This window comes from Dyella mobilis, assembly GCF_016904945.1.
Lineage (GTDB): Bacteria > Pseudomonadota > Gammaproteobacteria > Xanthomonadales > Rhodanobacteraceae > Dyella_B > Dyella_B mobilis.
Window position 1 is genome coordinate 1 of record NZ_JADIKF010000030.1, and the last position, 15,555, is coordinate 15,555.

The following is a 15,555-nucleotide window of genomic DNA, read 5'->3' on the forward strand; positions in this document are numbered from 1 at the left end:
GAACTCGTGGCGACAGGACATGAGGGTCTTCTCCTTCCACGGCATGACGCACTCCCAAGAGTCGACATCCCGTGAGACTAGGTGTTACCCATGTCTCCGAACACCTGTTACCCATGTCCCCAGTCCGTACAGAAGCGTAACCCAACAATTTGGGAGTTATGCGAAGAGGTGTTGGGTTACGCTGCGCTAACCCAAGCTACAAAATTACGAAACGGCGACTCAGGCGCGCTTGGCGTAAAGACGCAGCACCAGCTCCGCTTCGTTGCGCGACAGACCGCAGCGTTCCATCAATTGCTCCAGGTCGCCGCCTTCGCGCGCCAGGTGCTGGGCAAGCTCGTAGTTGCTGGACGACGCGTGGTGATGGGTCGTGCGCAGCGACGTCATCTGCACCGCCGGTACTTCGAGCGAACGCTTGACCGGTGCATCCGCCTGCGGGGCGCGTGTCTCCAGCAAGCTCAGGCGATGATCGATCTTGTTCAGCGCGTTGACCATCATCAAGGCCGGCACGCCGCCAGCCTCTGTCTCCTTGCCGGCCAGCGCGCGCTTCAGGCGAAGCCCTTGCTGCCAGAGCAGGACGATCGCAATCGCCTGCAATACCGCCAGCACGATCACTGCAACCTCAAGCCACATCTTTCATTTCCTTGTGCAGTCGGCACAAACGCGCCACGTCGAGCAAGGCGACGAAGCCGCCTTGCCAGCCGATCACCGCCTGCACCGGATCATCCACGCGGCCGGAGCGTGCCGGCGGCGGCTGGATCAATTCAACTTTCGGTTGCAGCAGTTCGCCCACCGCATCCACGCGCAAGCCCACGCGGTGAGCGTCGTGTGCAAACACCACGATGCGCACGGGCGACGCATCGCCGGCGGAAGCCTGCTGGAAACCCATGCGACGGCGACCGTCCATCACCGGCACGATATTGCCGCGCAGATGGCAGATGCCGAGCAGATCGGAGGCCGCACCAGGTACCGGCGTGGGCACGTAGTCGCGGATGACTTCGCTGACCTGGCTGAGCAGCACGGCATAATGCTGGCCATCCAGCTGAAACGACAGCCACGGTTCTTTGGCGATCTTCTCGATGTTCGGCACGGAACTCATGAGCGAGCGTTATCCCTTGCTGTCGGACGTGGCCGGCGGCGCTGCAATAGCCGGCGTGGTGACGATGGTGGCGATCGGCGTGATCACTTGAGGTGCAGGCAGTGCAGCGGACGGTGCCGGCGTGGCCGACGGCTGACTGCTCGCCGCCGGCACCTGCACCACTGGCGGCAGCGCTACGAACTCCGCCGTTTGCGCACTGTTCGCGGGCGGCGACGAGGCAACGGCCTGACCGTTGTCGCTGGAGCCGTCATCGGAATCCGCCGTCTGATTGATGTCGCCGCTGTTGGTGTAGAAGCGCCGTGGCGCAGCCTTGTCGCTCAATACCACCACCAGCACGCGGCGGTTCTTGTTACGGCCATCCACGCTGTCGTTGTCGGCGGCGGGCCGATACTGGCCCCAGCCGACGATGCCGAGGCGTTCCGGTTCCACGCCGTGCTGGGCGAACAGGCGCGCTACGCTGGCGGCACGTGCGGCAGACAGTTCCCAGTTCGACGGATAGACCGCGGTGTCGATCGGCACGTCGTCGGTGTAGCCCTCCACGCGCAAAGGATTGGCGAAGGGCGCCAGGATGTCGCCCAGGCTGGTCAGCACCTGGTTGGCGGTCGGCGACAAGGTGGCTACGCCGCTGGGAAACAGGATGTCGGTGCGAATTTCGATTTCCAGCCAGTTCGGCGTGCGCCGCACCGACACCAGGTTCTTGTCGATCAGCGGCTGCAGCGCGCGTTCCACTTCGTTGCGGATGCGATCGAGATTCTGCTGTTCTTCGCTCTGCTTGGTCTTGTTCTGGTCGGTCGGCGTACCCGGCGTGCTATTGGGTGTGTCGATGTGCTGGGTCAGCCTCGGCAGCAGCATCTGAGCGAGTGGCGAGCGCGGAATCGGGGCCGGCTTGGTGGTCGGCACCGGCGTACTGGACGGGGCGCTCGGCGTTACCGGCTGGATCACCGCACGCGAACCATTGAAGGCCGACGAGATCGCCTGCGCCAGGGCGCGGTACTTGGTGGTGTTGACGCTGGACATCGCGTACAGCACCACGAACAAAGCCAGGAGCAGGGTGAGCAGATCCGCGTACGGGATCACCCAAGCTTCGTGGTTGGCGTGCTCTTCGTGTTTGTGCCGGCGGCGCCTGCTCATATCAGGTAGCCCTGCAGCTTGCTCTCGATCTGGCGCGGGTTGTCGCCTTGCGCGATGGAGATCAGGCCTTCGATCAGGATTTCCCGCACCTGCGTCTGCTTGTTGATCAGCGACTTCAGGCGCGCGCCGATCGGCAGCAGCAGGAGATTGGCCAGGCTGATGCCGTAGATCGTCGCGACGAACGCGGCGGCAATGCCGTGACCCAGCTTGGCCGGATCGGTAAGGTCGCGCATCACCGCCATCAAGCCAAGCACCGCGCCGATGATGCCCATGGTCGGCGAATACACGCCGCCCTGTTCGTACACCTTGGCGGCATGCAGATCAGCCTGTTCGCGCGTCTCCACTTCCAGTTCCAGTACGCTGCGGATCGCTTCGGGCTCGCTGCCATCGACCAGCAGTTGCAGGCCCTTTTTCACCAGCGGATCGTCTTCCGCATCGATGTGCGGCTCCAGGCCAAGCAGGCCCTGACGGCGCGAAATTTCACTCCAGCCGACCACGCGGCTGATCAAGTCGGACGGATGCAGTTCCGGCGGCTTGTAGACCATTTTCAACATGCCTGCCGCGCGCTTGAGCACTTTGCCTTGCGTATGCAACATCAAGGCGGCGATGGTGCCGATGAACACGATCACGAACGCAGCCGGATTCCACAGCGCCGAAACGTCGGTGCCCTTGAGGATCGCGCCGACGATCAGCACCGCGAAGGCGAGAATGGTGCCGGCGATGCTTAAGGGGTCCATTTCGCACCACCTTGCCCGCGGCTCGCACTCCCTTCCGGGGAGACGGTAAATAAAGCAACGCGGCCCGAGTACCGGATCATGCGGACACCTTCAAAGCCGGCAGCAAGCTGCCGCCTTCCTTCGACAATGCCGCCAGGTCCAGCACGAGCGCGAGACGCCCGTCGCCGGTGACCGTGGCGCCGGCCACGCCCGGCACGCCTTCAAACAGCGGGCCCAGCGGCTTGACCATCACGTCTTCGCGGCCGATCACTTCGTCCACCAGACAGCCCAGGTGCACGTGACCGACGTGCAGCACCACCACGTGGCGGCCGTCCGCGGCGTTCACGCCGGCCCAGTCGCCAAGGTTGCCCAGCACCAGTGCGCGGCCGCGATGCGCGGCAACGCGCCGACCGTCCAGCACGTGATCGTGTTGCGGGTTGAGTTCGAACACTTCGCTGACATTGCTCAAGGGCATTGCGAACAGGCGATCGCTCACGCGCACCATCAGCACGCGCAGAATCGCCAAGGTCAGCGGCACGGTGAGTTCCAGCGTGCTGCCGTGACCCAGCCGCGAGTGCACCTGCAAGGTGCCGCCGAGTTCGGCGACGCGGGTTTTCACCACGTCCATGCCGACGCCGCGGCCGGAAATATCGGAGATCTGCGCGGCTGTGCTGAAGCCCGGACGGAAGATCAATTCATAGCATTCGACTTCGGACAGGCGCGCCGCCTGATTGTCGTCGATCACGCCTTTTTCGACCGCCTTGCGGCGCAATACGTCCGGATCCATGCCGCGACCATCGTCGCTCACGGAAATCACGATGCGTTCGCCGCGCTGGCTGGCCGACAACGTCACCTTGCCCTTGGCTTGCTTGCCGGCGCGTTGGCGTCCGGCGGGATCTTCCAGGCCGTGGTCGACGGCGTTGCGCAGCAAATGGATCAGCGGATCGGCCAGGGCTTCGACCAGGCTGCGGTCCAGATCGGTGTCTTCACCTTCGGTAATCAGCTCGATGTCTTTGCCGAGCTGGCGCGCCAAGTCGCGCACGATGCGCGGAAAACGCTGGAACAGGCGACCTACGGGCTGCATGCGCATGCCCAGCACGGCCGTCTGCAGATCGTCGGAAACGCGGTCCAGGTCGCCCGCCATCGCGGTCAGCGATTCGTTCTCGCTGCGCGACGCCAGGCTCAGCAGGCGATTGCGCAGCAGCACCAGTTCGCCGGCGCGGCTGACCAGCGTATCCAGTCGCGCGGTATCCACGCGCACGGTGTTTTCGGCTTGTGCGGGTTTCGCCACGGCAGGCGCACGCGCCGGCGTCGCCGCAGGTGCGGGTACCGGAGCGGGTGCCGGCGAAGCGGCAACCGGTTGGCCGGGTGCGGAACCCTTGCCATGCAGGTTGTCCAGCAAGGCTTCGAATTCGTCGTCGCTGATATCGGTCTTTTCGGCCGCTACGGGCTTGGCCGCACCAGGCGACGAACCCTTGCCGTGCAACGTGTCGAGCAGGTTTTCGAACTCGTCGTCGCTGATTTCCTTGGAGCTGTGCGTCGGCGCACCGGGAGATCCGCCCTGCCCGTACAAGGTATCGAGCAAGGCTTCGAATTCCGCTTCGATCGGATCGGCAGCGCGCGCCGGCTTGGCCGATTCAGCCGCCGCAACCGCTTCCACCGCCGGCTTGAGGCGTTCCAGCAAGGCTTGCGGCGGCGGCGCCATCGGTTCGCCATTGGCCAGCGCTGCCATCATCACATTGAGCAGATCCAGCGCTTCCAGCAACGCATCCATGTGCGCTGCATTGAGTACCAATCGGCCATTGCGTGCGTCGTTGAGCAGCTCTTCGGCGTTGTGGCACAGCTGCACCATCGGCTCGATGCCGAGGAAGCCCGCGCCGCCCTTCACCGTGTGAAAGACGCGGAATACCGCGTTGAGCAGCTCGCGGTCGAGCGGCGAGGCTTCCAGCTCTACCAGCTGTTCGCCCAGCCGCTGCACCAACTCCCCGGCCTCGACCAGGAAATCGTCACGCAGCTCGCTGTCCAGGTTCGCATCCATCAATAAGTGCCTTTCGCCACGCGGTGTTTCTTTGCAGTCGTGCTCGTGCCCACCCTGCCCTCATCCCGGCGAAAGCCGGGACTCGGGGTGTTTCCAGCGTGCAAGGCACTGGATCCCAGTTTTTGCTGGGATGACGGCCAAGCAAGGTGGGGTGGGCGACCGGCCATCCGCATTGTCAGAACCCGAACTCGCTCAACAAGCGATCCACTTCGTCCTGGCTCGACACCTTCGCCACTTCTACCGGCGCTTCGCGTCCGGCGAGCGCGCCGGTGAGGCGTACCAGTTCCAGCAGCGACGATTCGACGCTTTCGATGAAGCCGACCACTTTCTTTACGCGCTGGCCGGCCAGGTCCTGCCAGGACTGCACCAGCACCATGTCGTTGAGGCCTTCGGCACAAGCGTTGGCAAACACCTGTGCCTGGCGCGCCAATACGGCGACCGGATCCGATTCGTTGCCGCCATTACCGAGCACGGTACGCGCGTTGGACGACAGGGCCTCGGCTTCCGGGCGCATGCGGTCGACGAAGTCCAGGCTGCGATGCGCGGCCTGCGAACTCATGTCCAGCACTTCGGCCAGGTAGTTGCGTGCGTCGGTCATGCTTTCGGGCACGCCTTCATTGGCCAGGTCGCCGCCCAGGCGGCATACCGCGCCGTGCAGGTCGCGCGCCAGCACGCCCAGTGCACGGAACAGATGCTGCTCGCGCTGGCGCACCATGACGTCCAAGGCTTGTTCGAACGCGGTACCGTCGGCGCTGTTGAGCAGATCGAGTACTTCGGGGGGCAGGCTCTCGCCCACTACGGCGGTCATGGGTGCGGTCATGCGGATGCTCCACTGGCGGCCAGGCGCTCAAAGATCTTGTCCAGCTTTTCTTTCAGCGTGACCGCCGTGAAGGGCTTGACGATGTATCCGTTCACGCCGGCCTGGGCAGCGGCAATGATTTGTTCGCGGTTGTTTTCGGCGGTGACCATCAGCACCGGCATGCCTTTGAGCTTGGGCTCGGCGCGGATCGCCTGCAGCAGCTCGATGCCGGTCATGTTGGGCATGTTCCAGTCGGTGACGACCATGTCGAAGGGGTTGGTCTTCAACATCGTCATCGCGGCGTTGCCGTCGTCGGCTTCCTGGATCAGCGGATTGCTGAAGCCCAGTTCGACCAACAGGTTGCGGACGATTCGCCGCATGGTGGAGAAGTCGTCTACCACCAGGATTTTCATGTTCTTGTCCAAACGAATTTCTCCAAAACGCAAAAACGATAGGGAGGGGGAGTCAACCTTCGCTAACCGCGCCAATCGCCCATGCGTGCACGCAGTCTTACCAATGCCTGACCGTGGATCTGGCAGACGCGCGATTCGGTCACGCCAAGCACCAGTCCGATTTCCTTCAGGTTCAATTCCTGCTCGTAGTACAGGGACATCACCAATTGTTCGCGCTTGGGCAGGGTGCTTATCGCTTCGGCCAGGGCCTCGCGCAGGCCGTCCTGCTCGATGCTGTCCTGCGGGCCAAGGCTGTCGTTGTCGGCCACGTCCAGCGGACTGCCTTCGCCGCCGTCGCCGTCGTCCGGCGCGGTAAGGCTGAGCAGGCGCGCACTGGTCGCGTCGGCAAGCACCTGGTGGTATTCCTCGGCGCTGATGCCCAGCCGCTTCATCACCTCAGCGCTTTCCGCGTCGGCGCCGGTCTCGTTTTCGATCTGGCGCACCACTTCGGCAACTTCGCGCACCTTGCGGTGCACCGAACGCGGGGTCCAGTCGGTACGGCGCAATTCGTCCAGCATGGCGCCACGTATGCGGATGCCCGCATACGTTTCGAAGCTGGCCGCGCGGTCGGTCGTAAAGTTTCGCGCCGCCTCCAGCAAACCGATCATGCCTGCCTGCACCAAATCTCCTACGTCAACGCTCGGCGGCAACCGCCCCATCAGGTGGTAGGCAATCCGCCGCACCAGCGGCGCATGCTTGCGCACCAATTGATCCGCATCTTCGCGTTGCAGCTGCAGATATTCCGAAGCCACATTCATTTCACCACCCCGCAGCCGGCACGTTCTGGCCGCTGAAAAAGGCAATACGTCCGAGGTCCGGGTACGCGGGTTCACCCCATGTATCGACCGCACCCGCCAATTGCTTGAATCCCACCGCCGCACGGCTGGATGGCCACAGATCGACCACCGCGCCCTGCCGGCGAATGGCCTGACGCAGCCATTCGTCGTGCGGCAACATGCCCATGTAGTCCAGCGCCACGTCGAGGAAGCGTCCACATACCCGGGCCATCTTTTCGTACAGTTTTCTGGCGTCGGCGGCCTGCCGCACCATGTTGGCGACGATGCGGAAGCGACGTACGCCGAAGTCGTGAGCCAGGATCTTGATCAATGCGTAGGCATCGGTCAGCGAAGCCAGCTCGTCGCAGACCACGATCAATACGTCGTCGGCCGCCGCGGCGAACATCGCCACGTTGTCGGCGACGCCGGCGGCCGTATCCACAATCAGGAATTCCGGCGGCTGGATCAGGTCGTCGAAAGCGCGGATCACCGCCGCGTGTTCCCCGTTGCCCATCTTGGCCAGCCGGCGCACGCCCGAACCGCCGGGAATCACCTTCAGCCCATGTGCCGCCGGGATGATCAGATCCTGCAGCGTGCACTGGCCTTCGAGCATGTGGCCAAGATGACGCGTCGGATTGAGGCCCAGCTGCACGTCGATGTTGGCCACGCCCATGTCGGCGTCCAGCAACATCACGTTGCGGCCGGCCATGGCCATGGTCATCGCCAGGTTCACTGCGACGGTGGTCTTGCCCACCCCGCCCTTGCCGCCGGCGACTGCAATCGTGCGCGTGGTGCGGCGGTGCTGCACCATCGGGCGAAGATTGGCCGCCTGATGAAAGATCGGCAGTTCCTCCCGATGCGATGCCTGTGCCGCGGAAAAAAGATTCTGTAAGCCGGCTGCTTGATTCACTTGCAATGCCTCACGTGAGCCTGAGTTCATAGCCCAGCCACCGCCATACCGAAGCGGTCGGCCATATCCATGTCCTCGACCCCGGGGCCAAGGCGTTTTTGCGACTGCGCGGCGCGGCACACCAGCGTGCGCGCGTCGGCTGCGCTGATGTCTTCCGGCACGCGTTGGCCGTCGGTGGTGCAATCGAGCGCCAGGCGATGGCGGATCAGCACCGAAAGCAATCCGCCCAGGCTCGGCGCTTCGTCGAGCTTGGTGGCAATGCATGCGCTGGGCTGTAGCGGCAGATAGGCGCGCACCGATTCATCCAGGGCGGAAGCCTGCGCATTCGCAGCCAGCACCAAGCAGGCGCGCAATTTGTTGCCACCCTGCATGCCGGCATCGCGCAGCACTTCCATCTGCTGTTGCAGGCGCGGGTCGGTGCCGGATACGCCGGCGGTATCGACCAGCACGGTGTGGTGTTCGCGCAGCAGATTCAGCGTCTGCGCAAGACCGGCGGCGTCGTAGGCGGGGTAGACCCGCACGCCGAGCAACCGGCCGTAGTGTTCGAGCTGCGCAGCGGCGCCGATGCGGTAGTGATCGGTGCTGACCAGCGCGACTTTGGCCGGGCCGTGATTCATCACCGCGCACGCAGCGAGCTTGGCGATCGTGGTGGTCTTGCCCACACCGGTCGGTCCGACCAGCGCCGTGACGCCGCTGCTGTCGGCCAGGCGGCGACCGCTGACTTTCAGGCTGCGGCTGAGCAGGCCCAGCGGCAGGTAACGCGCCTGATCGGCATTCAGTTCTTCGGGCAGGCCATCGATCAACTGGCGTGCAACGTCGGTATCGATGCCCAGGCGCGACATGTCGCGCAGCACGCGGGCGCGCATCGGGCTGCGGCGCTCCATGTCGTTCCAGGCCAGGCTGGAAAGCTGCTGCTCGAGCAATTGGCGCAAGCCGCCGAGTTCGGTACGCATGCGTGCGGTTTCCAGCACGCTCTGCTCGACGATCGGCTGCAAGGCGGCGACCTCGCTCGGCGGAACCTGCATCGGCGGCGGAGGCGGTGGGGGCGGCGTGGCAGCACGCACTTCCTTGGCCGGCTCTTTCGCTGCTTGCTTCACGGTTTCCTTCGCGCGTTCCTTGGCCGTTTCCTTCACGGCCTCTTTGGCCGCTTCCTTCACCGGCGGCTTCACCGCTTCAGGTGCCGGAGCATTCTGGCGCACGGCTTCGCGCATCAGCGTTTCGTCGTAATCGACCGCCGCGATGATCTCGATGCCGTCTTCCAGGCGACGCGTGGAAAGGATCACCGCATCGGCACCCTGCTCCGCACGTACGTCGCGCATAGCCTGGCGCATGTCGGGTGCCAGGAACCGTTTGATCTTCATGAGTGCATCTCCGCTTTCGCGCCCCTGCGGCACGCGCGCGATTTGCCGCGGCCGTCGTTCCCGCGCTCGCGGGAACCGATATTGCCGTTGGGAACGGCGCAGAACTCGATGCCGGCTTTCGAGGGAAAGACATCGAAGCAGGCGCTTGCCCGCTTGGATTCGCGCTGCTTCCGTTCGAACGAAGCGAGTGCGGTTTGCAATATCGATGTCGTTGCCTGTCTGCTCATAGTTCGCTCGTTACCGTTTCAACCAATTCCGCTTGCATTGCCCAATCACTGTTCGTATTCGAGGAGGCCCGGGAGGGCTATCGCCCTATCGCCTGCACCAATCGCACGCGACGGTTATCCGGTACTTCGTTGTAAGCCAGCACGTGCAGGTTTTGCGCCACGTGGCGGGTAAAGCGCGCCAGCCACGGACGCAGTTGCGGTTGCACCAACATCACCGCCGGTTCGCCGCTGGCCTCTTGCCGCCGCGCGGCTTCCGCCACGCTCTGCTGCAAGCGGTCCGCAAGCCCCGGCTCGACCGCCGCACCCGCTGCACCACTGCTCGAAAGTGATCCGAGCAAGATCTGTTCCAACTCCGGTGCCAAGGTCAGCACCGGGATCTCGGTGCCCAAACCAGCGATTTCCTGGACGATCTGGCGGCCCAGCGCCACGCGCACGTAGGCAGTGAGGGCGCCGGGATCCTGACTCTGGCCGGCATGCTCCGCCAAAGACTCGACAATGCTGCGCATGTTGCGGATCGGCACCTGCTCGGCGAGCAGGTTTTGCAGCACTTTCACCACCACGCCCAGCGACAGGCGCTTGGGCACCAGGTCTTCCACCAGCTTGGGCGCGCTCTGCGCCAGCCGATCCAGCAACTGCTGAACGTCCTGGTGGCCCAGCAGCTCGTGGGCGTGGTTCTGCAGGATGTGCGACAGATGCGTGGCGATCACCGTGGCCGGATCGACCACCGTGTAGCCCAGCCCTTGCGCGTGATCGCGCTGGCTCGATTCGATCCACACCGCTTCCAGCCCGAATGCCGGATCGCGCGTGGCCACGCCTTGCAGCGTGCCGTGCACGCGGCCGGGATTGATCGCCAGATGGCGCTCGGTAAACACTTCCGCCTCGCCCATGGGCACACCCATCAGCGAGATGCGGTAGGTGTTGGGACCCAGGTCGAGGTTGTCGCGGATGTGTACCGCGGCTACCAGGAAACCCAGTTCCTGCGACAACTTGCGGCGCACCGACTTGATCCGCGCCATCAACTCGCCGCCCTGGTTCTTGTCGACCAGCGGAATCAGGCGATAACCCACTTCCAGCCCGACCGGATCGACACTGGCGACGTCTTCCCAGCCCAGTTCCAGTTTTTCCGCCGAGGCGGGTGCGGGCAGGGCTTCGGCCGACGCAGCGGCCAGGCGCTCCTTGGTTTCCTGCTCGCGGCGGATCATCAGGTAGGCCGCACCGCCGCATACCGCCGCCAGCATCAGGAAGGCGATGTTTGGCATGCCCGGCACCAGGCCCATCACGAACAGCACCACGCCGGCCACCGCCAGCGCACGCGGCTGGGCGAACACCTGCCCCATCACGTGCTTGCCCATGTCCTGCGCCTTGGACACGCGCGTGACGATCACCGCGGTAGCAATCGACAGCATCAACCCCGGCACCTGCGCGACGAGGCCGTCGCCGATGGTCAGCAGCGTGTAGGTACGTGCCGCTTCGGCCGCCGACAGGCCGTGCTGCAACATGCCGACGAAGAAGCCGCCGACGATGTTGATGAACAGAATCAGGATGCCCGCGGTGGCGTCGCCGCGCACGAATTTCGACGCACCGTCCATCGAACCGTAGAAGTCCGCTTCTTCGCGCACTTCCTGGCGGCGCTCGCGCGCCTGTTCCTGCGTCAGCAGGCCGGCGTTGAGATCGGCGTCGATCGCCATCTGTTTGCCGGGCATCGAATCCAGGGTGAAGCGCGCGGTCACTTCCGACACGCGCGTGGCACCCTTGGTAACCACCACGAAGTTGATGATGGTGAGGATGGCGAACACCACTAGGCCCACCGCGAAATTGCCGCCGATGACGAATTCGCCGAAAGCTTCGATCACCTTGCCGGCCGCGCCCGCGCCGTCGTGGCCGTGCAGCAGGATCACCCGGCTGGAGGCGATGTTGAGTGCCAGTCGCAACAGCGTGCCCAGCAGCACCACGGTGGGAAACGCGGCGAATTCCAGCGGCCGCAGCACGTAGACCACCGCCAGCAGAATCACCAGCGACAACGCGATGTTGAAGCTGAAGAGAATGTCCAGCACGAACGGCGGCAACGGCAACATCAGCATCGCCAGCATCGCCAACATCACGATCGGCGCACCGGCTCCGCGCCGGGTGGCTTGCTTGAAGGTATCTAACACGCTTGCTGTGGCCACGAATGAAACCTTGAGGGGAATCGGGGTCGGCGGCGAGGGCATGCAAGCCCTCGCCAAGGTGTCGGATTTCGCACGCGCCAAACCCGCTCCACCCCTACCAAGCACTTTGCGTGCCGGAATCGCGACAGGTGCCGGATACTCGACGAATTGAGCCTTTTTTCGACGGCGAGGCCGTCAATCAGGGCTGGCGGTAGCGGCCCTGCAACTCCGGGTCGACATCCGGCTTGGGTACCGTTGGCGCAGGACCGCCATTTTTGACGGCCTGTTTCAATTGATAGACGTACGCAAGAATTTGCGCGACCGCCACGTACAGCGCCGCCGGAATTTCGTGGCCGAGCTCGGTGGTGGCGTAAAGCGCACGCGCCAGCGGCGGCGCCTCCACCAGCGGAATGCGATGCGCGTCGGCAACCAGGCGGATCTGCTGCGCCATGACGTCGACGCCCTTGGCCACCACGCGCGGGGCGCGCATGCGGGCATCGTCGTAACGCAAGGCCACGGCGAAGTGGGTCGGGTTGACCACCACCACGTCGGCCTTGGGCACTTCCTGGATCATGCGCCGACGCGCCATCTGGTGCTGCATCTGGCGAATGCGGCCTTTCAGCTGCGGATTGCCTTCGGTGTCTTTGTGCTCGTCCTTCACTTCCTGCTTGGACATGCGGTGCTTGCGCTCGAAATCGAAGCGTTGCCAGGCCGCGTCAATGCCGCCGATCACACCAAGCACCACGGCGAAGATCAGGCCGGCGTGCGCCACCAGCGTCAGCGCTTCGCCCACACCCGCGCCGATCGCTCCGTTGCCGGTCGCCATCACCGCGGCCTCGTCGTGGCGCAACAACAGCACCAGCGCACAGCCGATAAACAGCACCTTGAGCAACGACTTGCCCAGCTCGATCAAGCCGTTCAAGGCAAACAGCCGGCCGAGGCCGGCGATCGGGTCGAGGCGCTCGAACTTGGGTATCAGCGCTTCCGAGCTGAAATTGAGCCCGCCGATCAACACCGACGAGCCCACCGCGGCCAGCAGCGTCGCGCCGAATATCGGCATCAGCAACGAAAGCATTTCGCCGGCGACCAGGTGGAACACGCGCCCCATCAAGTGATCGCTGAACAAGGCCTCGCGCGAATAACCCAGACCGAGGCCGTAAATGCGGCGCACGTGTGCATACATGTCGGCACCGCCGGACAGCAGCATGCTGATGCCGGCGAGCACGACCATGGCGCCGGACAAGTCACGCGATCGGGGAACCTCGCCTTTCTCGCGGGCTTCCTGCAGGCGTTTTTCCGACGCTCGTTCGGTGCGGTCTTCGTTTTCGGTATCGGCCATGGCTGATCAAAGCCCCGCCAAATGCTGCATCAGGGTCCAGGCCACCGATTGCAGCGAGCCGTAAGCGCTGGCCAGTCCGCGCATGGCCAGCCACAGCGCGATAAAGCCCATGCAGATGCTGATGGGGAAACCCACCGCGAACAGATTCATCGACGGCGACGCGCGGCTGGTGGCGGCGAAGCCGATATTCACCAGCAACAGTGCCGTCATCGCCGGCAAGGCCACGCGCAGCGCACCGGAAAACAGATCGCCGCCGGCCATCACCACCGCCCACAGCGACCTTTCATCCAGGCCCATGGCATTCGGCGGCAGGCTGCGGAAACTGTCGGCGAGCAGGGAGATAACCTGCAAATGGCCATCCATCGCCAGAAACAGCAAGCTGACCATCACCAGGTAAAATTGGCCGAGCACCGGCGAAGAGGTGTTGTTGGTCGGGCTGACCATTTCGGCGAAACCCAGGCCCATGCTTTGCCCGATCAGTGCGCCGCCATACGAAACGGCCTGGAAAACCAACTGCAGGACAAAGCCGATGCTGCCGCCGATCAGCACTTGCGTGACCATGGTGGCCACGCCGATGCCGCTGAAAAGATCGAGCTGGGTCGGCGCCAGCGGCGCCAACACCAAGGTCAGCACCACGATCACCGCCACGCGTATGCGTGCAGGCATGACCGTCGCATTGAAGATCGGCGCGATCATGCAAAAGCCGCCGACGCGCCCCAGTGCCCAGAGCAAGCCGGACAACCAGGTGATCAACGTCGACATCTCGATGGTCATTTCACCGCACCGGGCAAGCCGACGATGATGTCGTGCGTAAATTGCACCAGTGTGTGCAACATCCACGGACCCAGCACCAGACCCACCGCGGCCATGGCCAGCAGCTTGGGAATGAAGCTCAGCGTCATCTCGTGAATCTGCGTGGCAGCCTGGATGATGCCCACCAGCAAGCCCACCAGCAAAGCCGTGAGCAACAGCGGCGCGGCGACCAGCATGGCCACGTACAAGGCGTGCTGGCCGAAGTTGATAACCCATTCCGGCGTCACGTGTAGAAACTCCCCGCCAGCGTGCCGATCAGCAACGACCAGCCGTCCACCATGACGAACAACATGATCTTGAATGGCAGCGAGATGATCGACGGCGACACCATCGCCATGCCCATCGACATCAGCACGCTCGCCACCACCACGTCGATCACCAGGAACGGAATGAACAGCAGGAAGCCCATCTGGAACGCGGTTTTCAGCTCGCTGGTGACGAACGCCGGCATGGCTACGCGGAACGGCACGTCATCCTTGCTGGCGTAGGGTTGTTCCTTGGCCAGATGCGTGAACAGCTGCAAATCCGAATCGCGCGTCTGGTCCAGCATGAAATGCTTGAACGGCGCAGCGGCGGCGGGCAGCGCCTGTTCCGCGCTGATCTGATGATCCATGTACGGCTTGACGCCGTCCTGGTAGGCCTTGTTGATAACCGGCGACATCACGAACATGGTGAGAAACAGCGCCAACCCCAGCAGTACCTGGTTGGGCGGCGTGGACTGCGTCGCCAGCGCTTGGCGCAGAAAGCTCAGCACGATAATGATGCGCGTAAACGACGTCATCATCAGCAGCACTGCCGGCAACATGGTGAGCACGGTCATCAGTGCTACCACTTGCAGCGACAGGCTCCAGTTCTGGCCCGCACCCGCGTTCTGCACAGTCAGCACGGGAATGCCGGCCGATGAGCTGATGGGTGCGATGGGAGCGATCGGTGCTACCGTGGGGGAAGCGGTGCTGGTCGTCGTGGTGGTTGCGGCCTGCACTCCCAAGGACACCAGCGAAAGCAGCAATAACGCAACAAACCGGTAAAACCACTTCTTCATGACTTGCGCCCCAGGCGGCTCAACAACTCCGCGAAAGGCGGTACGGCGGCGGGCGCCTGTACTTCCTCGACCGGAACATTACCTTCATAAACGTGCAGGGCGCGTACTCCGCCTGCACCGACACCGACCAGCAAACGCTTGCCATCCGCCTCGATCAGCAGCACGCGCTCGCGCGCACTGATCGACATGCTTTCCACGCAGCGCAAGCGGCGGCCACCAATGAACTGGCGAGCCTGCAGGCGCCGGGTCAACCAGCCGGCGGCGAAAATCAACGCCACGATCGCACCCAGGCTGAGCACTACCCGGATCAGTTCGCCGGTCACGTTGACATCGGGCACGCTCGCCGCAGGCGCGCGCGCCAGGATTGCTGCAACGACACTCATCTCAGTTTCCGCACCCGTTCGGCCGGGCTGATCACGTCGGTGAGACGGATACCGAACTTTTCGTTGATGACCACCACTTCACCGTGCGCAACCAGCGTACCGTTGACGAACACGTCCAGCGGTTCGCCGGCGGCGCGGTCCAGTTCCACCACCGAGCCCTGGTTGAGCTGCAGCAGGTTGCGGATGCTGATGCGGGTGCGGCCGACTTCCATGGCAAGGGTCACCGGCACGTCGAGAATCATGTCCAGGCTGACGTCGGCGCCTTCGCTCGCACCATCGTTCAAGGTGTCGAACTCCATGCGGCTCTCGCCGTTTTTCGATGCGC

General features: G+C 63.9%; 17 protein-coding genes. All 17 read right to left on the reverse strand.

The genetic code is table 11. The annotated features are described in order from the left end of the window. Window positions 1–219 precede the first annotated feature (219 nt). The 17 genes from ISS99_RS00930 to fliN all read right to left on the reverse strand — a co-directional run bounded on the left by ISS99_RS00930 (window position 220) and on the right by fliN (window position 15,529). On the reverse strand, window positions 220–630 hold the full coding sequence (locus tag ISS99_RS00930) for a DUF2802 domain-containing protein (RefSeq protein ID WP_204629693.1): 411 nt from the start codon (window positions 628–630) through the stop codon (window positions 220–222). After that, entirely contained in the window at window positions 620–1,096 is a 477-nt protein-coding gene (locus ISS99_RS00935) for a chemotaxis protein CheW (RefSeq protein ID WP_204629694.1), read from the reverse strand. Before ISS99_RS00935 ends, ISS99_RS00930 begins: the two co-directional genes overlap by 11 nt. Before the next feature lie 9 nt (window positions 1,097–1,105). Next, on the reverse strand, window positions 1,106–2,227 hold the full coding sequence (gene motD, locus ISS99_RS00940) for a flagellar motor protein MotD (RefSeq protein ID WP_204629695.1): 1,122 nt from the start codon (window positions 2,225–2,227) through the stop codon (window positions 1,106–1,108). Continuing rightward, window positions 2,224–2,964: a flagellar motor protein gene (locus ISS99_RS00945; protein WP_204629696.1), complete on the reverse strand. Its 741-nt coding sequence runs from the start codon at window positions 2,962–2,964 to the stop codon at window positions 2,224–2,226. Before ISS99_RS00945 ends, motD begins: the two co-directional genes overlap by 4 nt. A 76-nt stretch (window positions 2,965–3,040) precedes the next feature. Beyond that, a complete protein-coding gene (locus ISS99_RS00950; protein ID WP_204629697.1) occupies window positions 3,041–4,981 on the reverse strand; it encodes a chemotaxis protein CheA in 1,941 nt (646 codons plus the stop codon). A gap of 175 nt (window positions 4,982–5,156) precedes the next feature. Next, window positions 5,157–5,801 carry a protein phosphatase CheZ gene (locus ISS99_RS00955; RefSeq protein ID WP_204629698.1) on the reverse strand — a complete coding sequence of 215 codons (645 nt, stop codon included), beginning with the start codon at window positions 5,799–5,801 and terminating at the stop codon, window positions 5,157–5,159. Beyond that, on the reverse strand, window positions 5,798–6,205 hold the full coding sequence (gene cheY / locus ISS99_RS00960) for a chemotaxis response regulator CheY (RefSeq protein WP_204629814.1): 408 nt from the start codon (window positions 6,203–6,205) through the stop codon (window positions 5,798–5,800). Before cheY ends, ISS99_RS00955 begins: the two co-directional genes overlap by 4 nt. A gap of 50 nt (window positions 6,206–6,255) precedes the next feature. Further along, complete coding sequence (locus tag ISS99_RS00965; RefSeq protein WP_204629699.1) at window positions 6,256–6,990, reverse strand: RNA polymerase sigma factor FliA; 735 nt, start codon at window positions 6,988–6,990, stop codon at window positions 6,256–6,258. A gap of 1 nt (window position 6,991) precedes the next feature. Next, a complete protein-coding gene (locus tag ISS99_RS00970; RefSeq protein WP_284343857.1) occupies window positions 6,992–7,918 on the reverse strand; it encodes a MinD/ParA family ATP-binding protein in 927 nt (308 codons plus the stop codon). A gap of 26 nt (window positions 7,919–7,944) precedes the next feature. Next, window positions 7,945–9,279, reverse strand: coding sequence for a flagellar biosynthesis GTPase FlhF (flhF, locus tag ISS99_RS00975; protein WP_204629701.1), 1,335 nt, complete (start codon window positions 9,277–9,279; stop codon window positions 7,945–7,947). Between the two features lie 304 nt (window positions 9,280–9,583). Further along, the gene (gene flhA, locus ISS99_RS00980) at window positions 9,584–11,674 is read right to left on the reverse strand and encodes a flagellar biosynthesis protein FlhA (protein ID WP_425490415.1); all 2,091 of its coding nucleotides are present in this window, start codon (window positions 11,672–11,674) and stop codon (window positions 9,584–9,586) included. Between the two features lie 178 nt (window positions 11,675–11,852). Then, window positions 11,853–12,992 carry a flagellar biosynthesis protein FlhB gene (gene flhB / locus ISS99_RS00985; protein ID WP_204629703.1) on the reverse strand — a complete coding sequence of 380 codons (1,140 nt, stop codon included), beginning with the start codon at window positions 12,990–12,992 and terminating at the stop codon, window positions 11,853–11,855. Window positions 12,993–12,998: 6 nt separating this feature from the next. Then, on the reverse strand, window positions 12,999–13,766 hold the full coding sequence (gene fliR, locus ISS99_RS00990) for a flagellar biosynthetic protein FliR (RefSeq protein WP_204629704.1): 768 nt from the start codon (window positions 13,764–13,766) through the stop codon (window positions 12,999–13,001). After that, a complete protein-coding gene (gene fliQ, locus ISS99_RS00995) occupies window positions 13,763–14,032 on the reverse strand; it encodes a flagellar biosynthesis protein FliQ (protein ID WP_204629705.1) in 270 nt (89 codons plus the stop codon). Before fliQ ends, fliR begins: the two co-directional genes overlap by 4 nt. Next, complete coding sequence (fliP, locus tag ISS99_RS01000) at window positions 14,029–14,847, reverse strand: flagellar type III secretion system pore protein FliP (protein WP_204629706.1); 819 nt, start codon at window positions 14,845–14,847, stop codon at window positions 14,029–14,031. Before fliP ends, fliQ begins: the two co-directional genes overlap by 4 nt. Then, window positions 14,844–15,230: a flagellar biosynthetic protein FliO gene (gene fliO, locus ISS99_RS01005; protein WP_204629707.1), complete on the reverse strand. Its 387-nt coding sequence runs from the start codon at window positions 15,228–15,230 to the stop codon at window positions 14,844–14,846. The genes fliP and fliO overlap by 4 nt, the downstream gene beginning before the upstream one ends. After that, window positions 15,227–15,529: a flagellar motor switch protein FliN gene (gene fliN, locus ISS99_RS01010; RefSeq protein WP_204629815.1), complete on the reverse strand. Its 303-nt coding sequence runs from the start codon at window positions 15,527–15,529 to the stop codon at window positions 15,227–15,229. Before fliN ends, fliO begins: the two co-directional genes overlap by 4 nt. Window positions 15,530–15,555: the final 26 nt, after the last annotated feature.